The organism is Pseudochrobactrum kiredjianiae (assembly GCF_030362795.1).
GTDB lineage: Bacteria > Pseudomonadota > Alphaproteobacteria > Rhizobiales > Rhizobiaceae > Pseudochrobactrum > Pseudochrobactrum kiredjianiae.
Genome location: NZ_JAUCBM010000001.1, coordinates 324,720 through 346,960, shown reverse-complemented (window position 1 = coordinate 346,960; position 22,241 = coordinate 324,720). Strand labels below are relative to the sequence as shown.

The 22,241-nt window shown below is 50.6% G+C and carries 12 protein-coding genes, 1 tRNA gene and 1 pseudogene; 2 read left to right on the top strand and 12 right to left on the bottom strand.

All coding sequences use genetic code 11. The features are described 5' to 3' along the window. Nucleotides 1-243: 243 nt before the first annotated feature. The 9 genes and pseudogenes from QUF18_RS01620 to QUF18_RS20460 all read right to left on the bottom strand — a co-directional run. The gene (locus tag QUF18_RS01620) at nt 244-5,022 is read right to left on the bottom strand and encodes a translocation/assembly module TamB domain-containing protein (protein ID WP_289384674.1); all 4,779 of its coding nucleotides are present in this window, start codon (nt 5,020-5,022) and stop codon (nt 244-246) included. Next, nucleotides 5,019-6,914 (bottom strand): autotransporter assembly complex protein TamA, encoded by a 1,896-nt coding sequence (locus tag QUF18_RS01615; protein ID WP_289384672.1) that lies wholly within the window; start codon nt 6,912-6,914, stop codon nt 5,019-5,021. The genes QUF18_RS01620 and QUF18_RS01615 overlap by 4 nt, the downstream gene beginning before the upstream one ends. Nucleotides 6,915-7,677: 763 nt before the next feature. Next, nucleotides 7,678-8,250 (bottom strand): SH3 domain-containing protein, encoded by a 573-nt coding sequence (locus QUF18_RS01610; RefSeq protein WP_289384671.1) that lies wholly within the window; start codon nt 8,248-8,250, stop codon nt 7,678-7,680. A 197-nt stretch (nt 8,251-8,447) separates the two neighbouring features. Next, nucleotides 8,448-8,801, bottom strand: a complete 354-nt coding sequence (cyoD, locus tag QUF18_RS01605; RefSeq protein ID WP_289384669.1) for a cytochrome o ubiquinol oxidase subunit IV — start codon at nt 8,799-8,801, stop codon at nt 8,448-8,450. After that, the gene (gene cyoC, locus QUF18_RS01600; RefSeq protein ID WP_289384667.1) at nt 8,798-9,418 is read right to left on the bottom strand and encodes a cytochrome o ubiquinol oxidase subunit III; all 621 of its coding nucleotides are present in this window, start codon (nt 9,416-9,418) and stop codon (nt 8,798-8,800) included. Before cyoC ends, cyoD begins: the two co-directional genes overlap by 4 nt. Continuing rightward, on the bottom strand, nt 9,415-11,400 hold the full coding sequence (gene cyoB / locus QUF18_RS01595; RefSeq protein ID WP_289384665.1) for a cytochrome o ubiquinol oxidase subunit I: 1,986 nt from the start codon (nt 11,398-11,400) through the stop codon (nt 9,415-9,417). The genes cyoC and cyoB overlap by 4 nt, the downstream gene beginning before the upstream one ends. Before the next feature lie 76 nt (nt 11,401-11,476). Then, nucleotides 11,477-12,421: a ubiquinol oxidase subunit II gene (gene cyoA / locus QUF18_RS01590; RefSeq protein ID WP_289384664.1), complete on the bottom strand. Its 945-nt coding sequence runs from the start codon at nt 12,419-12,421 to the stop codon at nt 11,477-11,479. A gap of 907 nt (nt 12,422-13,328) precedes the next feature. After that, the gene (locus QUF18_RS01585) at nt 13,329-13,547 is read right to left on the bottom strand and encodes a hypothetical protein (protein WP_289384662.1); all 219 of its coding nucleotides are present in this window, start codon (nt 13,545-13,547) and stop codon (nt 13,329-13,331) included. Nucleotides 13,548-13,829: 282 nt separating this feature from the next. Then, nucleotides 13,830-15,350, bottom strand: a pseudogene (locus QUF18_RS20460) (DNA translocase FtsK); the annotation flags it as partial. Between the two features lie 2,290 nt (nt 15,351-17,640). On the opposite strand from QUF18_RS20460, the gene QUF18_RS01575 reads away from it, so the two are divergent. Next, nucleotides 17,641-19,302, top strand: coding sequence for an FMN-binding glutamate synthase family protein (locus QUF18_RS01575; protein WP_289384660.1), 1,662 nt, complete (start codon nt 17,641-17,643; stop codon nt 19,300-19,302). 100 nt (nt 19,303-19,402) lie between these two features. On the opposite strand, the gene QUF18_RS01570 is transcribed toward QUF18_RS01575, so the two are convergent. Further along, the gene (locus QUF18_RS01570) at nt 19,403-20,668 is read right to left on the bottom strand and encodes an NAD(P)/FAD-dependent oxidoreductase (protein ID WP_289384658.1); all 1,266 of its coding nucleotides are present in this window, start codon (nt 20,666-20,668) and stop codon (nt 19,403-19,405) included. Nucleotides 20,669-20,823: 155 nt separating this feature from the next. Between QUF18_RS01570 and QUF18_RS01565 the strand changes: the two genes are divergently transcribed. After that, nucleotides 20,824-21,036 (top strand): hypothetical protein, encoded by a 213-nt coding sequence (locus QUF18_RS01565; protein ID WP_289384656.1) that lies wholly within the window; start codon nt 20,824-20,826, stop codon nt 21,034-21,036. Nucleotides 21,037-21,401: 365 nt separating this feature from the next. Here the strand turns inward: QUF18_RS01565 and QUF18_RS01560 are convergent. Together QUF18_RS01560 and QUF18_RS01555 are read right to left on the bottom strand one after the other, a co-directional pair. Beyond that, a tRNA-Ala gene (locus QUF18_RS01560) sits at nt 21,402-21,477 on the bottom strand. A 262-nt stretch (nt 21,478-21,739) separates the two neighbouring features. Beyond that, nucleotides 21,740-22,135: a TIGR02300 family protein gene (locus QUF18_RS01555; protein ID WP_289384654.1), complete on the bottom strand. Its 396-nt coding sequence runs from the start codon at nt 22,133-22,135 to the stop codon at nt 21,740-21,742. Nucleotides 22,136-22,241 lie beyond the last annotated feature (106 nt).

The following is a 22,241-nucleotide window of genomic DNA, read 5'->3' as shown; positions in this document are numbered from 1 at the left end:
TTACTATAATATAAAAAAAAGCCGGCGCTTTGCAGCACCGGCTTCTCGCTTCATTGAAAGTGAGCGCAGCAGGAAAGGAAATCAGTCCGGCGAACTGATTTCCCTGCGGAGGCGCTTCGCATTTTTGGCTCGCAAATGCTTTAGAGCATAATTCCTTAAACTTGGATCAGTTTAAGGTAAAATTATGCTCTACTTTTAAAGTGTTAGAGCGACCTTTGTGTGCCAAATCTGGCACACGGCGCTCTAATAATCTTTTTCGTAGAACACACCCATACCGGAATCACCTGTGCTGCTGACCGAGCCCTTGGCTTTCAGATTGCGGGTAATATCCAGATTGATTGTTCCCTTAGTGCCGTCCACACCGCTGGCCTCAACGCCGAGATAAATATTATCCCGGATATAGCTACCGGCACGCACTGCCGCATTGCCCTTGCTGTCGGTCACCACATCCAGATCATCCAGCCCCACGCCCTGACGCAGAGCGCCGAGCAGATTGGCGTTTTTACCACCTGCAAGCTCGGCAGCTGCGGCGGCAAGCTGTGCAATCTGGAAGGCTGACAGTTCCGACATTGAGCGCTTGAAGATCAAACGTGCCAGAACTTCATCCTGCGGCAGCTCCGGCTCGGACGAGAATTTAATATCCGGATTATCCACTGTACCCTGCACGGTCACCAGCACTGTAATATCGCCGCCATCGGTGCGGGCAACAAAATACAATTGCGGGTTCAAATCCCCGATCAGCGTCACACGGCCTTCATCAAAGGTAACACGCTGGGTCAGAATATCCAGACGACCACGCAGCAGTTCAAAAGCACCAACCGGCTTCACATTGGTAACAGGACCAGTCAGACGCACCGCGCCACCCAGTTCTGTATCCAAACCACGGCCACGAACAAAAATCTGGTTCGGTGCAATCACACGCACATCCAGCTGCGGCACAGTCGGACGTGATGTCGGCACAGGTGCTGCACCTTTGGTGCGGGTTTCCACTTTGGCGCGCTGCAACGTCATCAACACAGAGGCTGGTGTATGGGTATGGCGCACATCAATATTGGCACCGCCACCGCCCATGCTTTCCGGCACGGTGATTTCAGCGCGTTCAATTTCAATCTTACCGGCAATCAGCGGATCGCGCAGCAGGCCACCGGTAATCGTCAGACCGCCATTGATGGTCGCAACCACCATCGAGCCGTCCGCATAGCGTGCCTTGTTGAAATTGATCCGCAGATCAGCCGGGAAGTTCTGCGCGGCATTGATTGAGACTGTGCCGTCCGCATTGATTGAACCACCGGTAGACAGTGCTGCGCTTGCATTGCGCAGGCGAATTGTCTGACCGTCCATGCTGCCATTGATGGTGATGTTGTTGAGACGGACATTGGTCTCAGGATCAACCATCTGTGCGCCGCTTGTCGAGAACATACCGCGGATTTGCGGATTGTCGAAAGCACCGGTGACATTGGCGGTCAGAGCCAGCGTACCGCTTGCCTGCGCACCGCGATCAGCCAGAAAACGATTGGCAAGTGCCAGCGGAATCTGACCAGTCACATCAATGCCCAAACCACTGCCAGCCAGAGGTATACGCCCCTGTGCAGTTACACTCAGATTTTGCGGGCCATCAATCGCCAGCGAAGTGATATTGACGATCTTATCGCCATAACGCCCAGCGGCTTTCAGATTCAGTGGTGCAAGACCGGTTTCAACCAGCGGCTTTGCACTCAGCGAGCGGCCATTCAGATTAAACTCAGCAGACGGATTGGTCAGCGCACCACTCACTTTGGCAGTGCCGGTAACATTACCACCGAGATTCTGGTCTTTAACCACGCCATTGAGCAAGGCCAGCGGCAGATTGGCCAGATCAACGCTCACATCCAGCGCACCGGCAGACTTATCTGTGCCGAGCGGCACAAAACCATTGATGCGGGTGTCCAGACCATTACCACCGGTAATGCGGCTGTCCACTTTCAGACGGTTCTGACTGGATATGCCTTTGGCCGTTGCATTCAATGCACCGATGCCAAGTTCGCGGGTCTGGCGGGCAATCACATCACGCGCGGTAATGTCAAAATTCACATCCGGCTGCGCCCGTGAACCGGTAACCTTAGCCTGACCATTGATTAAACCACCCAGCCCCAGCTCCGGCTGAATGCTGTTGGCCACATTTAAAGGCAGGTTATCCAGCTTCACATCCAGATTGAAACGATCCGCCAAAGCACCATTGAGGCTCAGACGGCCGCTGCCGACCTGCATAATAATATTATTGAAGCTGACGTCGCTGCCTTGAAGTCCCACTGATGCAGGCTGTGCCAGCTTGGTCAGCATTGTACCCTGACGCAGCTCAGCATCGTTAAGCGACAAGAGCAAACCACCATTTTGCGGTTCAAGCGCACCATCAACTTTAACTTTGGTACCGATTTTCAGATCAGTTGCAGCCTGAAAGACTGTCTTGCTGCCATTGGCCTGCGCCGTCACATCAACGGTATTGATCTCAAAAGTGCCTGCACGAATTGTCTGAGCTTTGACCGTACCGTCAACAACCGGCACGTTGAATAAGTCTGCCAGTGTTGCATCAATCGCAGCCTGACCGATGACATTGTCTTCAACTTTAAGATTACGGATATCCGCCTTAACAACAGCGTTCTGACGCTCACCTTCGTGAGACAGATCAATATCCGCATTGATGCTGCCGCTGGCCTTGGCAAGGAAGAGAGCCGCCGCCGTTGATACGTCCGGTGCATCCACTTTCAGGCGACCGGCGATCAGGTTCTTGTCACCAATATTCAGATCACCGCTGATCCGCATACCACCGGCAACGAAGCTCAGATCACTCAGACGTTTGCCCTGCTCATCCAATGCAACCGTACCGGCAAGATCAAGCTTTTCGCCACCGAGGAAAGCACCACCGGTGAAATTACCGTTCAGGGACGATGCAACTTTCGGATCGGAACCATCAAGCAGCGCGTTGAAGTCCAGCAAACCGTCATTGAGCTTGCGCCCTTCAAGCATACCGGAAGGCACATTCGCACGTGCAGCCAGAGCAATACGGCTGTCTGTGCCACGGGCGCTGGCTTTCAGCGACAGCGGGCCTGATGCCTTGTCTGAGAGATCAGCAATATCACTAAGCTCAACGCCCAGATCGAAATCGGCAGTTTTGCTGGAGAAAGTACCATTGGCGGTAATTGCATTGGCATCATTACCAAGGCGGAACTGACGGGCAGAGAAACCACTTTCAGATCGTGCCAGACCACCGCTCAGCGTAGAACGGCCATTGATAATACGATCAGCAATATCCTGACCGGTCTTGATATTTTCAGCAGTACCGTCAAGCGTCAGGTCAAAACCACCGGTCAGCATCGCGACTGTACCATTGGCCTTCAGATCAATGCTGCCGGCAAGCGAACGGCCAGCCAGCGCTGAAAACGGCATCAGACTATCAGCCTGCAAGGCAATATCGCCGGCATAAACGAACTTGTCGATTGTACCCTTGAGGGCTGCGCTCAAACCGTTACCGGTGAACTGCATTTTCTCAAGCTGTACAGGTGTACCCGCACGCCATACCCCAAGAACAGCCAGATCAAAACGATCGCCCAGAGCCTGAGCAATATCAGGCTGCTTTGCACTAATACCCGTTACATTACCGGTGATATTGAAACCGACATGGCGGTTCTGCGCATCCTGCAGATTTTCTGCGGCACCGCCCATATCCAGCACAGTCTGCTGCGCGGAGAAATCTCCGGCCTGCAGACCTTCAACCAGCAGCTTACCTGTCCAGTCCCCGCTTTGGCGATCACCGTAATCCAGTGTCAGACGGGCAGAAGCCAGCGATGTTTCGCCACCGCTGACCGGCAATAGTACGCGGCCTTTTTCCTGATCGGAAATCAGCGCATCAAGATTCAAACGTGTCAGGAAGCCGTCAGTGGCAGTTTCAGCCTTGGCCTGTACCTGCAAAGCGGCATTGGAAAGGTTGAAATTATCCAGACGGAAGCCACCGCCATCCTTAATCAGGCCATTGGCAGCAAGACTGGAAGTCGCACCAAAGAAATCGCGGAATTTTTCCGGAATAAGCGTTGCAATCGGGCCTTTAACATCCGCATTAAACACGCGTCCGGAAATCGCACCATTCGCATCGCGGTTCAGGGTCAAAAGACCGGTCAGAATACGCTGGCTGTCAGCATCCAGTTTCAGATCAATTTTCAGATCATCCAGCTTGCCTGCACCGCTCAAAGCCAGTTCAACCGGCGGCTTGCCTTCAATATTCAAAAGATTAGCGGCAATACCATTGGCCGGTTCGCTTAGGCGCACATCCAGATCAAGCTTCTGATCCGCATTGGCATAATCTGCTTTCAGCTTGATCGTGCCGCCCGGACCATCAAGGCGGTTCATATCAAACAGCGACTGCAGGGAGCCATCCTGAAGGGTCAGATTGCCTTTCAGCGCGACTTCGGATTCAAGGCCAAAAACCTGTTGTCCGAATTTCAGGCGTTCAATATTCAGCTCGCCCAGCAAAATTGCCAGCGGCAATTCCGGCAAAGCAAAACCGCCCGCTTCCGGTGACGGCAGGCTTTCATCCGGCAGAGGTGTGCGGATCAATTCGACCTGTTTTGCGGAAAGCGTGTCAACGCTCAAACGGCCGCGCAGCAATGCCAAGCGGCTCCAGACCAACTGGGCATCTTTAATACGCAGCCAGACACCTTCGCGGTCGGCAACGGTAATCGAGCCGACTTTAGCCTCAGATGACAAAACGCCTTCAATGCCGGAAAAGCTGATCTTGCGGTTCGGGCCTGACAACTTTTCTTCAACAAAAGACAGGAAATAGGACTTTTCTTCCTCAGCCTCTTGCGCAGAGACAGGATTATCCGTCTGCGTGACCTGACCATCAGCTGAGCCGGACACAGGCGGATTGTTCTGGCTGGTCGCAGGCGTCGTGACACTTGCCGCGCCCTGTGGCAGCAGCGATGCCCCGATATAAATACCGAGCGGCAGAATGATGAAGAAAGTGGCTACGAAAGCGAGAAAACGGTTCAAAACGCCTGTCCTATGCCGACATAGAATGCAAAACTTGAGTCACCTTTGCTGCGGTTAAGCGGCACGGCAACATCGAAACGGATTGGCCCGAGGCTGGTATCATAACGCAAGCCCGCACCTGCCCCCAAACGCAGATCCTCCGCAAAGTCAGGATACGTTTCTTCCCCGACATACCCCCCGTCAACAAACCCGACCAAACCGATACTATCAGTGACTTTGGCACGCACTTCACCGGACATTTCCACCAGAGAGCGGCCACCGATCACTACATCGCCCGGTTTTTTCACGCCGATACTGCGATAGGCATAACCACGCACGGAACCACCGCCACCGGCAAAGAAGACTTTATCCGGCGGCAGATCTTTCATATCCGCGCCAACAATCGAGCCGACTTTCAACCGACCGGCAAGCACAACACGGTTATCCGCCCCAAAACCGTAATAACCACGACCTTCTGCGGTAAATTTGGTCGAGAAGCTGCCATTCTTAATTTCATAGAACGGCTCAATCACACCATCCGCATAATAGCCCGATGTCGCATTGGTCTGATTATCACGCTTATCCAGCAAAATACCGCCGAGCATGCCGACTGTGAAGAAGTCACGCTTGCCATAAAAATCATCATCAAAGCGCGCATGCGATACATTCGCGAACAGACGTCCGCTCATATATTCATCAAAAATATGCGTGAAACCGGCCTGACCATTCACCGAGGTCTCGGTATAATTATCCAGCACTTCACGTTTACCGGTCAGCGAGGATACAAAATCCGTATCCGGCGTGAAAACACCCGGCTTGGTGAAAGTTGTACCCAGCACATAGGTAAAATTCTTCGGATCAAAGGAGCTATCCTGCGAACCGCCGATACCGCTAACCTTGGCATCAAAGCGCAGACGCTCTGCCTTGCCGAACAGGTTACGATGCATCCAGAAGGCTTCCACCCCTGCACCATCCAGCGTCGAATAATTTGCGCCCACACCAAAACGGCGGGGTTTACGCTCCTGCACAATCAAATCCATCGGCAGAATGCCGTCGCGATTGATTTCCTGCGCTTCCTGAATTGAGGTCGAACGGAAAACATCCATCCGCGCTAAACGGCGGCGGGTACGTTCCAGATCAGCGGGATCATATTGCTCACCCGGCTTGAGGTCTGCCATATAGGTCACAAATTCCGGATCCATCCGGTCTGTGCCTTGCACAGTGACGGGGCCGTAATGCGCCAACCGTCCCTGATCCAGCGTAATATCCGCATTCACCACATTGCCTTCATGGTCGGCAACGATATTTTCATTGGTGACTTTTGCCTTGGCATAGCCCTGACGGCGCCAGGCTTCAACAGCCAGACGCTCCGCTTTCAGGATCGCACCGGACTTTGCAAGCTCACCACTCTTAAAGCCGGCATCTTCAGGCGTCTGCAATTTATTGCGCCGTTCCTCAACCGGCGGTGCAAGCTCTGTGATACTGGCGCGCGCGAAAAGGAACTGCGGCCCCGGATCAACACTGATGACAATCTTGGACGTATCAGGCAATTGCGTATCAGCAGGTAAATCTGCCACTTCCTGCCCATCAAGCTTAATGCTGATCGTGCCGCCATAGCGACCTTCGCCATAAAGCGCCATCAGCAAACGCCGGTAATCGCCGCGTGCTTTAGCAAGCAGTCCGCCGGAGCCCGACGCTGCTTTTTCCTCATCGGCCACAAGGCGTGAGGCACCTTTAATCAGATCATCGACATCAGCAGCTTTACCGTCTTTATTGGTACGGTTTCCGCTGGATGTAACTTCCACTTTATAATGCTTAGGTTCAGCAATGACATCATCGGCTTCTTCAGCCTTGTCCTTGCCCCAAAGTTTAATTCCAAAGAGCTCAAAAGCATGCGCAGGCGTTGCCGCCATAACCGGCAGCAGCGCAGTGAACAGCAGGAGGGTGCTGACTTTACGGATTGGAGCTCTCCTTAATCTATTACCTGCATATCATCCCGCACAACAGGGTCAATACGCATATTCCACAACTCGCCCGCTCCACCCATCGGGCAATGGCCGACAGCCACTCATCGGGGAGTATTACCCGAAAGCTCCCACTGTTTTTTTAAGATTTATACTTAAAAAATTCTTAATTTGAAATTTTCTTTACCTAAAGAAAAACTAAATTTGTGATTTCCGGCAAAGAACAGAATAAAAATATTCAATATTAAGAAACAAATAAGGGCAAATATTAAACCTTCAAAATCGCGCAACACATTGAAAACATATACTATTCACAAAAAATCACCTCAATTCCACCTGCTCAAACCGAGTTTCAGGTTCTGAAATATGATTTTAATATTTGTTACAAGCGGCGGCTACCGCTTCCGTGCATTCGTTAAGATATATGCTCAAATACAAAAAATCCCTGCAACGGAATCGCAATCCGGTGCAGGGATTCGTAGCAATAGAGCCTGTGCGTTCTCTTGGGCGCACAACACTCGCTTTAATACCAAGGCGGCTCAAGATGCTGACGCTATCCAAGCCTTGAGAAAGTTCAATCACCACTCGGGCTTAACCAAAACTCCATAAGTCATACTCATGGAGTTTTGGTATAACACTTTATATGTACGCATAATTCTACCTTAAACAGATTCAAGTTTAAGGAGTTATGCTGTAGTCTGGATTGTTTGCGCTATCTGCGTCGTCTCACATCCGGAAAATGTGCAGGCCCAACACCCCAACGTGGGTTCCAGCCTTCCCGCCCATAGGGTCGCGGATTATAGCGCGGTCCATAAGGACGATAACCCGGCCTGAAACCTGATCTGTAACCCGGGCGGTACCACGGCCGGTCATAAGGCCGGTAATACGGCCTGTAATACGAGTCATAATAACCACCGTCATCATAGAAGCCCGAGCCGATATTCAGCCCGAAAGTGACCTGTGGCTGCACAGGATAGCTCTGGCTATAAGCAGGCGCTGAATTATATCCTTGCAGCAAATATCTGCTACTGACCCAGCCTATACCCCAGCTGCTTCTGACCTGACACCAGCCACCACGGCAATAATCAATATGCACTGATGCACCGCGCGGTAATGTGCTGATCCGTAGATAATTTGCGCCGGGTCCCTGCCGCAAATTGACGGAGCCCGAAACAGATGCGGTCTGCGCCTGAGCAACGTAACTTGCCACCAATACCATCAGGCCTGACAGCAGCACCGTCATCATTTTATTTTTAAACAACTTATCAAAGTGAATAATCTTCATTGAAGCCACCGAAATAAAAATGAAAAATTAAATGAAACATTAGAAATTACGGAGAACAACTCCATCAGATTAATATACACGCGCAGCTATTCAATTGAATCTGTAAAGAGTGCGTAACAAAAAACGGCGCTGCTTTCGCAACGCCGTTCATTAGTTTTTTAACATCCCGAATGAGTTCAACTCATTCTTCCTGCTATTTATGGCAGGGCACGGGCAGCTTCAGGGCTGACTTCCATCATATTGATGGCCAGATGGTTCATAATCCACAGCGAGCCGATCAGAACAATCGCCAAAATCAGCACGGTGAACAGCAGAGCCAGCAAAGTCCAGCCGCCTTCGGATTTGGAATCCATATGCAGGAAGTAGATCAGATGAACGATCATCTGCACCGCACCAAAGACCATGATAATGGCCACTGTTGTGGTGGTATCAAAATACTGCCCCATCACCACGCCAAACGGCACGGCTGTGAGGATAACGGCCAGAATGAAACCGATGATATAATTCTTGGTTTCGCTGGCTGATGCTTCAGTTTTATGCGCGGAACTCATGCCTGAACTCCCATCAGATAAACAATCGAGAATACACCGATCCAGACAACATCAAGGAAGTGCCAGAACAGGCTGAGGCACATCAGGCGTGTCTGGTTGGCTTCTGTCAGACCGGAACGCAGAACCTGCGCCACCAGAACCAGAATCCAGATCAGACCGAACAGAATATGCAGACCATGTGTACCGACCAGTACGAAGAAGGCGGACAGGAATGCGGAACGGCCAGGACCGGCACCGATTTCGATCAGGTGATGGAATTCATAGATTTCCATTGCCAGAAAGGTTGCACCTAGCAGGAAGGTCGCAGCGATCCAGCCGAGCATCACAGATTGTTTTTTCTGCGACATGGCAATCATGGCCAGACCATAGGTCAGGCTGGAGAACAGCAGCAAAGCTGTTTCAACGGCCACGAATTCCAGATCAAACAGTTCCCAGCCGGTTGGCCCCCCCGCGTAAGAACGCGAGAGAACAGCAAAAGTGGCAAACAGACCCGAGAAGATGACACAGTCACTCATCAGGTAGATCCAGAAACCGATCAGCGTCGTGCCACGGGAATCGTGGTGCTCGTGATCATCGTCATGACCATGGTCAGTAGCGTGCGTTACAGCGGCACTCATGGCTTAACTCCCAAAGACTGCAGCTTGAGCGTATGTTCATCTTCAACACGCTGCACTTCTTCCGCAGTGACATAGTAGTCGCGGTTATTGTTGAACGAATGGATGATGCTGATCGCGATGATGGACAGAGCAGCAGCAATTGCCAGCCACCAGATGTGCCATACACCGGCAAAACCAAGCGCAATACAAACCATACCGATGATAAAGCCGGTACCGGTATTACGCGGCATATGAATTGGCTTGAACTTGTCGGTTTTACGCTTCACGCCACGCTTCTTCATATCCCAGTAAGCGTCAACGTCCTGAACACGCGGTGTTTCAGAGAAGTTGTAGAACGGAGCAGGAGAAGCCACAGCCCATTCGAGTGTACGCCCGTTTTCCCACGGATCACCAGTATGGTCACGCAGAGCCTCACGATTACGAATCGAGACCAGAATCTGAATGATCTGACAGACAATACCAACCAGAATAATAGCAGCACCAATCGCAGCAATAATCAGATAGATCTGCCATGCCGGATTTTCTGTGTGGTTAACACGACGGGTCATACCCATGAAGCCGAGGATATAGAGCGGCATAAAGGCAGTAATGAAGCCTGTCAGCCAGCACCAGAACGCGCGCTTGCCCCATGTTTCATCAAGACGGAAACCGAATGCTTTCGGGAACCAGTAGATGAAACCGGCAAAACAACCAAACAATACGCCGGAGATGATTACGTTATGGAAATGCGCAATCAGGAACACAGAATTGTGCAGTACGAAATCCGCAGGCGGAATCGCAAGCATAACACCGGTCATACCACCGACAACAAAGGTACACATGAAACCAAGTGTCCACAGAACCGGCGTATCCATACGCACACGGCCTTTATACATTGTGAACAGCCAGTTGAAGACTTTCGCCCCTGTCGGGATCGAAATAATCATCGTCGCCACGCCGAAGAAGGCGTTAACGGAGGCACCGCCACCCATGGTGAAGAAGTGATGCGCCCAGACGAGGAAGGCCAGCACGGTAATGGCAACAGTCGCATAGACCATTGAGGCATAACCGAACAAACGCTTGGCCGAGAAAGTAGCAATAATTTCCGAGAACACACCAAAGCAAGGCAGAACCAGAATATAAACTTCCGGGTGCCCCCAGATCCAGATGAGGTTGATATACATCATCGGATTGCCACCAAAATCATTGGTGAAGAAATGCATACCAAGATAACGGTCAAGCTGCAGCAGCGACAGGGTAACAGTCAGGATCGGGAAAGCTGCAACGATCAGAATGTTCGAGCAAAGCGCAGTCCATGTGAAAACCGGAACCTTCATCATAGTCATGCCAGGGGCACGCATTTTGATGATGGTTGCAATCAGGTTCACACCGGAGAGCAATGTACCCATACCGGAAATCTGCAAGGCCCAGAGATAGTAGTCAACACCAACGCCAGGGCTGTATTCCAGACCGGACAATGGCGGATAAGCCAGCCAGCCGGTACGTGCGAATTCACCGACACCAAGTGAAATATTGACCAGAATAGCACCGGCAACAGTCAGCCAGAAGCTTAAGGAGTTCAGGTAAGGGAACGCAACGTCGCGTGCACCGATCTGAAGTGGCACAGCAAAGTTCATCAGACCAACGATGAACGGCATCGCTACGAAGAAGATCATAATCACGCCATGGGCAGTGAAGATCTGGTCGTAGTGATGCGGAGGCAGGAAGCCTTCATTCGCACCGGAGGCCATTGCCTGCTGCGCACGCATCATAATGGCATCGGAGAAGCCACGGAACAGCATGATGAGCGCGAGAATGATATACATGATACCAACGCGCTTATGGTCAACAGTGGTAAGCCAGTCTCTCCACAAAATGCCCCATTTACCAAAATAGGTAATAGCAGCAAGCAGAGACAGACCACCTAAACCGACGGCGGCCAAAGTGACCATCACAATCGGTTCGTGAAATGGAATATCCGCTAGGGTAAGTTTTCCGAACATTTCTCTACACTTTTAATGGCAAGACCATTGGTCATAAACGGCCAATGGTCTGCCTGCCTAAAGTCACGAAATCCCGTCAGTTAGACGCAGGTTCCGCAGGCGATTCTTTCTTCACAGAAGAGGTGATGAACGGCGAAAGCTTCTGAACGCTGCCGCCACCATGGCTGACACAAGGGGTCTTGCCATCTACGCAGCGACCAATAATGGCGCTGAACAGACCTGGTTCTGTTGTTGCATAATGCGTAACCGGATGTTTCTCAGTCGGCTGATCAAGCTCAATATAGCCGGCGCGGCTCAGTGCTTTGTCAGATGTACGAACCTCGGACACCCATTTCTCAAAGTCAGCTTCTGCCTTCACATGGGTTGTGAAGCGCATCTGCGAGAAGCCGTCACCACTATAGTTCGCTGAAATACCGTCATAAGAACCGATCTCATTTCCGATGAGGTGCAGTTTTGTCTGCATGCCAGGCATTGCATAAACCTGACCACCCAAAGCCGGAATGAAGAAGGAATTCATAATGTGGCCGGAGGTAATGCGGAAATTCAGCGGACGATCGACCGGTACAACCAGTTCGTTCACAGTCGCGATATTCTGTTCCGGATAGATGAACAGCCATTTCCAGTTCATCGCCACAACTTCAACCTGAACGGGCTTTGCCGCATGTTCCAGCGGACGATACGGATCCAGCTCATGGGTCTTAACCCAGGTCACATAACCAAGAATGAGAATGACGATGCACGGAATGACCCAGACAAAGGCTTCAATCTTGTTGGAGTGATGCCAATCAGGCAGGTACTCATTATCCTTGTTGGCGCGATATTTATTCGCGAAATAGAGAGTCGCGATAATGACCGGAATAACAATCAGCGACATGATAACAGTCGCAAAAACGATCAGGTCGCGCTCTTTAATACCGACTTCGCCTTTAGGAAACAGCACAACCTGCTGACACCCTGCCAGAATTGCCGTCAGCATCAGAACAGCACCGATGCCTACTGAGCGGAATAATCTGTGTTTCATTTAAATTTTCCGTCTTGAATGCGCCCGGGGCAGGCCACATATCAACATTCACCAAGGTATTTTATGTCCATGATAAAACACAAAGACACCTTAACTGCTTTGAAACGCTGTATTATTTCTGCTCTAAATTTGTTTCAGAACGAGAAGAATATACAGTACTTTCGGTAAATCCTGAAACCTATAGGCAAAAAAGCCCCGCATTTCAACACCGAAAGCTCATATACAACATTTCAGGAATTCTGTAGAAACAGCTTTTTATCAAACATAAAAGCCGCCTCAAACCAGACGAGCCAGCCTGTAAGTACTGACCGTCCCGCTACAAAACATCTGCCGGATAAGCGCTGCATCATAGCGATTCAGTCTGACATCCAGAGACTTTTGCGGTTTCTATAAGCATGAATGCAACGAACGGCAAGATGAATCTCGGTCACGTTTTTGCGCGGCTCTTAGAAAACTATATCCTTCATACCAAGACGCAAGATGCTAACGCATCACGCCTTGAAAAAGTTCAATCGCCACTCGGGCTTCCCCCCCCATGAGGCATACTCATAAAGTTTTAGTACCAATCAAGTTTTCAAAAATTGGAGAATATTGCGAGGGCCATCGCACAGGCATGTCAAAAAATTGAGGATGTATAAAATGGAAAAGGCCGGGATGTCCCGACCTTCCATGAAACGCCTCAACCAATGCCAGTACATCCGTGGTCAAAAGTCAGGCGAATTTTTAAAAGCATTTCCAGCAAACGTGCGAAGCGACTTTGTGAATGCATAAAACAAATAATTACAGCGGTTCCAAAGCTTTAGTTACAATGTGAACGCTGTAGACATTAGATGTATATAGACACCAATTATTTCAAGAGCATGACGGTTTTAAAATACCTTTGTGTCACCGCTCTCACATTCACAGTTTAGGCGACTGCACGCTCCTGATAAGCGCCCTGCTGCCTCGCATCCTCATGCGCGATATATGTATAAACTTCGTCCATACATTGTTGCAGCATATCCAGATCAACAGGCCCCATGCGGCTGAGATAAATATCCATTTCACTGGCAGGCACGCCACGCTTAATCATTTCCACAATCGCTTCAACGACTATTACTTTTTGATCAAATCTGTAACGCTGCATAACCCACCTCACGCATTTCAGAGTGTTCCTTCTCTTTATGCACCCATATGGTTAATATGATATGAATGTAACTGATTTCACAACAGTGAATAGCTGTCATTTTTCAATAAGATACAGGCAGAAACAAACTTCTGAACAATAATAATATTCTGCGTTATTTTATAAAATAATCACATATCCGTATTTACCAAATGCAAAAACAAAACAGCCCGCCGAATAGAAGATCCGGCAGGCAGTTTACTTATTCCAAGGTCAAGATGACCGGCAAATCACCTCTAAAAATTACATGCCGTCATTCTGACCGATAATCTCACGTTTACCGACATGATTCGCAGCGCCGACAAGGCCTTCCTGCTCCATACGTTCAACCAGAGAAGCCGCACGGTTATAACCAATCGACAGACGACGCTGGATGTAAGATGTCGAGCATTTCTTATCACGCAGAACAACTTTGACAGCCTTTTCAAACAGGTCGTCGCCGTCTTCTGAGCCCATGTCGCTTTTGTCAAACACAGCGCTGTCATCTTCAGCGGCATCCGTGTCGTCTTCATCCGCAGTTACAGTCGACAGATAGTCAGGGCGCCCCTGTTCTTTCAGGTGATTAACGACCTTTTCCACTTCCTCATCCGACACGAACGGACCATGGACACGCACGATACGACCGCCACCGGCCATATGCAGCATATCGCCCTGACCCAGCAGTTGTTCTGCACCCTGCTCACCGAGAATAGTACGGCTGTCGATTTTTGACGTGACCTGAAAGGAAATACGGGTCGGGAAGTTCGCCTTGATCGTACCGGTGATCACATCGACGCTCGGTCTTTGTGTGGCCATGATGAGGTGGATACCGGCAGCACGTGCCATCTGCGCCAGACGCTGGATTGCACCTTCGATTTCCTTACCCGCAACCATCATCAGGTCGGCCATTTCATCGACGATAACGACGATATATGGCATTGGCGTCAGATCCATTTCCTGTTCTTCATACAGGATTTCACCGGTCGCCTTGTCAAAACCGGCCTGCACTGTCGAGGTTACGGTTTCACCTTTTTCACGTGCAGTCGCAGCGCGGGCATTATAGCCATCAATATTACGCACACCGAGACGTGACATCTTGCGATAGCGCTCTTCCATTTCGCGCACGGTCCATTTCAGCGCCACAACAGCCTTTTTCGGATCGGTCACAACAGGGGTGAGCAGGTGCGGAATACCGTCATAGATCGACAGTTCCAGCATTTTCGGATCAATCATGATCAGGCGGCATTCTTCCGGCTTCAGACGGTAGAGCAGCGACAGGATCATCGTGTTAATCGCCACGGATTTACCCGAACCGGTGGTGCCGGCAACCAACAGATGCGGCATCTTTGCCAGTTCAGCAATCACCGGCTCACCGCCGATGGTTTTACCAAGGCACAGTGCCAAACGGCAGCTTGTGCGCTCAAAAGCAGGCGATTCAATCAATTCGCGGAAATACACGGTTTCACGAATGGAATTCGGTAGCTCAATACCGATCACATTGCGGCCCGGAACCACTGCAACACGGGCAGAGAGCGCTGACATGGAGCGCGCAATATCATCAGCCAGACCGATAACACGGGAGGATTTAACACCCGGCGCCGGTTCAAACTCATAGAGGGTGACCACAGGTCCCGGGCGCACATGAATGATCTCACCGCGCACACCGAAATCTTCAAGAATGCTTTCCAGCAGACCAGCGCTACGTTCCAGCATTTCCTGCGAAATAATCGCACCGTCTTTATAGACAGGTTCCTGCAACAAAGCGCGTGGCGGATATTCATAGCCCTCACCGGACATTACCGTTCCGGTTTCAATCGCGGTCGGGGAGAAAATCGACAAGTTGATTGAAGATGCAGAGTTACGCGCCGCAGCCGGAGCAGCAGCAAATGTTACCGGTACCGCAGCTTTTTCAACTGGCGCATCGATCACAACCGCAGCCGCCTCTACAACTTCCGCAACCGGCTCACTCTGTTCAACGATCGCTTCAGGCGCAGTCTCAACACTGGTTTCAGCAGCAACAGCCTGTTCTTCGACAGCCACACTCACTGGTGTCGGAACATGCAGCGCCTGTGTGGCAATGGAGTAGACAGGCATCTGATAGCCGGACAGACCGAAGCTGAAGGACGGCAAAAACGGATTGCTGATTTGAGCAACAGCAGGAGCTGCTTCAACAGGCGCAACCTCTGCAACAGTCGGTTCTGTAACCTGAACGGTTTCAGCAATCGGCACTGCAACTTCTGCCGGAACGCCTGCATGTGGCTCACCTACAGTAACCGGCTCAGCCATTGCGACAATTTCCTGAACAACATCCTGTGCAGGGCGCCATTCAACCGCACGGAACATACTCAGAATAGATTTTGTCTCCGTAACCGGCTTAACAACGGTTTCTTCAACTGCAAGCGCCGCTACGGAGGCAACAACCTCCGGCACGGTTACAACCGGCGCGGATGCTGAAGGTAAAATATCCGGCAAACCAGCAAATTCCCAGAATGCAAAGTCAGACAAATGGCTGAGCTGCAGGCCGCCCTGTTCGCTCGCAACAACCGGAGCCGCAGTCACTTCTGCAACGACCGGCGCTTGCGGCAGGTGGGAAACAACAGCATTCACAACTTCGGCTTCAGGAATAACAGAAACCACCCGCGAGGATACGGCGCCAGCCAATGGTGCCACCGCTTCAACATGCGGTGCAACCGGCACAACCGGCAAACGCAGACGTGCAGCAACAATCACGCTGGAAGGGCCGCGCAATACGGGCGCGGTGCGCACCGGCTGCGCAGCAGCCATACTGGCAGAAGCCTGCGTAGCAGCCACATTGGCAGAAGTCTGCGGTGCAGCGACAACAGGCTGCCCGATCTGTGTCACAGAAGCGGCTGCCGTTTCAGTCTTCGCGACCGGCTGTGTTTCTTCCTCTGCGCCGAATTCCTCAATCAGCTTGGCGCGCAAGCGCATAAGCTCATTTTCCGGCGTACGGGTAAAGCGAACATTCTCAGCCAATGCAAAAGCATTTTTCCAGACCTTCTCACCCGAGCCGAATTGCTCACGCACAGAAAGCCCCTGATAGGCCACATGCGGGCTGTTCATAATCATGGTCGGATTAGCTGGTTTCGGATGAGCCGGCGTAGCAACGGCTTGCGGTGCTGCAACAGGCGCTGCTTGCTCAGCAACAGGCTGCGCAACGGCAGTCTGCTCTTCAGCGGGAGCGGAACGATCCTGATCCATCCAATGTTTAACCGCAAAATTGTTGCTCATCTGCTTACTCCTAAGCGGGTATGACGGGATAGTGGACACAGCTTCAGCAACAGATGTGGCAGGCGCAATTTCAGTAACAATGGCCGGAGCATAGCTGAGAGGTGCCAATGTTTCCGTTTGCCTAAGTTCTGATTCTGCAAAAGCCTGCTCTGTCGGCTGATACTGTGACTCGGGTGCTAGAGCGCCAGCGGCAGTCTGTTTAAAGTTTTGAATTTCCTGCGGCGGCGATACCGATTCATACATATCATCGGAAGCCGCGAAACGGTCAGACGGTGCTGTGGAGAAATTGGATCTTGGAATACGCATGGACCTGAAAAACCAAAAAATACGCTACTGAGTTCTGTCCACAAAGTAATAAAAAATGAAGGTTAATAAGTTCCTTCCAAAACGAATTTGTGATCCCCTGTTCCGGCAGGAAAACGGGAGTGAATTTCAACCTGAAATTAAAAAAACATGTTTAAATTCAATTAGTTGACTTAAACAAACGTGAGAATTTTCAGCTGAAACAATATTTCTGCATTGTGGCCATACCTCAACAGGTCAGCTCATCCGCACAAATCAACGATCCGCACAAATGTCAGTGTGCTTTTCATAACTGCTCTGGCATACAAGCAATCGTGAAAATACAGTCCAAAGCATGGTTTTAAGCGCAATATCGCTGTTGTGCAGACGAATTCACGATGAATTGTGCATAATTTCCGCTTAATCCGCCTAACCTAAGGCAAAAATCCCCCTCGCAATCATCTGGCGGGTGGGCTAAGGAGACGCCAATCGACCGGTTAAGCGACTCTTTTTCAAAAAGTGGCTCCCTCCGGCTCATATAAAAATGGTGACACTCATGCTCTCTTATCAGCGTTATGCGGTTTTCACATGTGTTGCGCTTCTGACAATTGCCTCGTTTCTCGGGGCGGTTTATTATAGCGAATGGCTGCTAATCATCACTGCAATTTCCAGTGCCCTGTTCGGCCTCGGAATTTATGATGTTTTTCAGTCCAGACACGCGATTCTGCGCAACTACCCGATCATCGGCCATATGCGCTTTATTCTTGAAAGTATCCGTCCGGAACTCCGTCAATATATTATTGAAGGTGACCGCGATGAAGAACCTTTCAGCAGAGAGATTCGCGGACTTGTCTATCAGCGCGCCAAGGGTGTTGAGGATAAACGGCCGTTCGGCACCATCGAGAATGTCTACAGATCCGGCTATGCATGGCTGACACATTCTGCCGTCCCTACGGTTATTAAGGATACAGATTTCCGTGTCCGTATTGGTGGTTCGGCCTGTAAACAGCCTTACGATGCCAGCCTGTATAATATTTCTGCCATGAGCTTCGGTGCGCTGTCAGCCAATGCCATTCTCGCTTTGAACAAAGGCGCGAAAATGGGTAGTTTTGCCCATGATACCGGTGAAGGCAGCATCAGCCGCTACCATCGTGAAGGCGGCGGCGATCTGATCTATCAAGTTGCATCCGGTTATTTCGGCTGTCGTAATGATGACGGCACATTCTCACCGGAGAAATTTGCAGTTCAGGCTGCTGATCCTCAGGTCAAAATGATCGAGCTGAAAATCAGTCAGGGTGCCAAGCCTGGTCATGGCGGTATGCTGCCAGCCAAGAAAATCTCACCGGAAATCGCCGAAGCGCGCGGTATTCCGATGGGCAAAGACTGTATTTCCCCACCGGCACATAATACCTTCTCCACGCCAATCGGCATGATGGAATTTATCGGCAAGCTTCGTGAGCTTTCCGGCGGCAAACCTGTCGGTTTCAAACTTTGCATCGGTCATCGCCGCGAATTCATGTCGATGGTCAAAGCCATGCTGAAAACCGGCATTTATCCGGATTTCATCGTTGTTGATGGTAAAGAAGGCGGCACCGGTGCGGCACCGCTGGAGTTTGCAAACCGCGTTGGTATGCCAATGCTTGAAGGTCTGACCTTCGTGCATAATACACTGCGCGGCGCAGGTATTCGTCACGAGATCAAGATCGGTGCGGCAGGCAAAATCGTCTCCGCCTTTGATATTGCCCGTACCTTCGCTCTCGGCGCAGACTGGTGCAACTCGGCACGTGGCTTCATGTTTGCTGTTGGCTGCATTCAGGCGCAGTCCTGCCATACCAATACCTGTCCTGTCGGTATTGCTACGCAGGATCCGCTGCGTCAGCGTGCCATTGATGTCAACGATAAGAGCAACCGCGTTGCGCGATTCCACCGCAACACTATGCATGCTCTGGGTGAGCTTGCCGGTGCGGCTGGCCTCAGCGATCCACGCGATTTCATGCCTTATCACTTCATGTTCCGCCAAAAGGACAATGAATTCCTCGACGGTAATGAAGTCTATCCATATCTGCCAAACGGCTTTCTGGTTTCCGGTTCTGAAATTGCAGAACTGTCCGACTGGTACAGCCGCTGGGATCGCGCATCTGCGGAAAGCTTCGCGCCACCGGAAATTCCGCATGGCCCGTTCACACGCCGCAAGATTGCTGCCTGATTAAAAAAATCCCGCCCCATCTGATGCTTTCACGCATTGTCCGACGCTAAACCGCTTCGCACTTTTGCCGGAAATGCTTGGGGGCGGGATTTTTATGCCTTCAAACTTCAGGATCACGCATGGTTTCTTTTTGCGTGATCAGACGCGCACTCTGCAAACCGCTCAGATAAATCCAGAGCCAGCTCCATGCGACAGCAAGGCGCGATCGCGTTCCGATCAGGAAATAGATATGGGCGAGCCCCCAAATCCACCACGCCAGAATGCCTTTCAGCTTAAAATTACCGAATTCAATTACCGCAACTTTACGCCCGATTGTCGCAAGATTGCCCTGATGCCGGTATTTGAAGGTTTCAGGCGGCGTTGTCCCCTTCAATGATGCACGAATACATTTTGCAACAAAACTCCCCTGTTGCTTGGCTGCAGGCGCGATACCGGGCACCGACTTATCTTCACCCCATTTTACCGATGCTGTGTCACCGATCACGAAAATTGACGGATCATCGGCAAGCCGCAAATCTTTGGTGACAACTACCCTGCCCGCACGATCTGCCTCCGCACCGAGCCACTGCGCCGCTGGTGATGCCTGCACACCGGCCGCCCAGATGATTGTGCGGCAAGCAATCGGCTCTTCACCAATTTTTATACCGCTCTCGTCGCAGGCCGTTACAGGCACGCCGGTACGTACGGTAACGCCGAGTTTTGTCAGGGAATTTCGCACATAATCAGACAGGCTTTCACTGAAACTCGGCAAAACACGCGCTCCCGCCTCAACCAGCAGAACTTTGGCCTGACGTGTATCAATGCGGCGAAACTCGCGCGGTAACGTGTGATGAGCAAGCTCCGCAATCATGCCAGCCATTTCAACACCGGTGGGGCCAGCGCCAATCACTGAAAATGTCAGCAAGGCATCGCGCTTAACCGGATCAGTTTCCAGTTCTGCCTGCTCAAACGCCAGCAATATTCGTCTGCGGATAGTCGTTGCATCTTCAAGGGTTTTCAAACCCGGTGCAAAACCTTCCCATTTATCTTTGCCGAAATACGCATGGCGCGCGCCTGTTGCCAGCACGAGGATATCATAGGGCAGTTCGGCACTGTTGCGCAGGCGCACAGTCTTACCAACACGATCAATGCTTACAACTTCATCGAGCAAAGTCGTCACTTCGGAACGATCGCGGAAAAGATGCCGGACAGGCCATGCAATTTCTGATGTTGCCAAGACAGTTGTGGCAACCTGATATAGCAAAGGCTGAAACAAATGATGATTACGACGATCAACCAAAGTGATGTCCAAATCGGTCTTTTTCAAACCGTGAACCACCTGCAAGCCGGCAAAACCGGCACCAATGACCACAAGCTTCTTTTTCATAACATATTCCGCTTCTGAATGAGAGCCGTCTGCATACAAGCTATACCGCCTTTTCAGCCACTATGCTGCATAAACCGCGCTTAGAGCATAGCTTAATGAGCAGGAAATCCTTACAAGCTAATGTTTGAGTAACAGGGATGAATGAAAGCAAAACTATGAATCTGAGCCTTTTCAAAAACCTATGCAAAGACGGTAAATTCAAAGAAGCACTTGCCTTAGCGACAACCGGCTATGAGGATGACAGACTTGCTCCGTCCCGCTTTTCCATGGATAAAAAAACCGGAAATCCGATTTTCTATCGCGGCAACAAACGCGTAGAACTGAGTGCTACCAATGAATGGCAAATTTCAAAGAACCTGAATTTCTGATAAAGCCCTGATCTTAATCAGAATGTTTTCATTTCTCTTGCTTCACACTATTCCATCTTGAAGGAAGATCTCTGAAATTAAGCGGATACGATATTCATGGCAACGGGATGAAGCTTCACGATCTCTTGAATAAATTAAAATTCGATCGGGTAACACCATCCCGAAAGGAAAGTCATTTTCCCCGGCAATTTCATCGATCGTGAGCAGCAGCAGTCTGATACTGTATTGACAGCAGATATGAGCCCAATAGCCTCTTTAACAGAAACGGACATACCTTAGTCGGAACGATTGGTCGGAATATGGAAAATCAGTAAGCGGCTTTATTCCAGCTTTAGATTTCAACTAATATAATATTTTGGATTATTTGGTGGAGCCAAGCGGGATCGAACCGCTGACCTCTTGCATGCCATGCAAGCGCTCTCCCAGCTGAGCTATGGCCCCATTTCCGTTCATGTCTTTGAAACATGCCGACCTGAGCGTCGGTTCCGGTGGTGCGAAGCAGATTATGATCTGTTCGTGACGGCTACATAAATTGCCTTTCACAGAAGATCAAGAGCAAAAATCAAACTCTTTCAAAGATATCCGTATTATTTATGAAACCCACAGGAAAAGCGCACTCCCCTCTGTATAAAGCCGGAAAACAAAATGCCCTGCACTGGTATCAGTGCAGGGCATTTGCAATTTAATATCGGATAATTACCGATTAGCCTTCGTCGTCGTCACCAACGCCGCCGCCGCCGCCGAGAAGACCAGACATATCATCGTCATCTTCATCTTCATCATCGGTGGTCAGGAACGGATCATCGTCATCGCCGAGATCCACATCGTCATCATCATCCAGATCCGGAATATCATCGCCCTTAGCTTCATCATCCGCATCTTCCAGTGATACGAATTCAGGTGCATCCAGAGCTGTATCCAGTTCTTCAGCTTCAGCTTCTTCTTCCTCGACTACGCGGGTATCCACGGTAGTTTGGAAATAAGACAGCGGATAGGATTTACCTGTATAAGGGGAAACAATCGGATCCTTATTCAGGTCATAAAATTTCTTGCCCGTTTCCGGATCGATACGTTTTGTGCCAAGTTCAGAATTTGCCACGTCAAGCCTCATAAGTTGTGCCGGCTGCGGCATCCGCACATCTCCTGAAACAGGAGATAAAACCGGAAAGCCTTTTCGGTGTTTTTTGGTGCATAAACGGATTTAG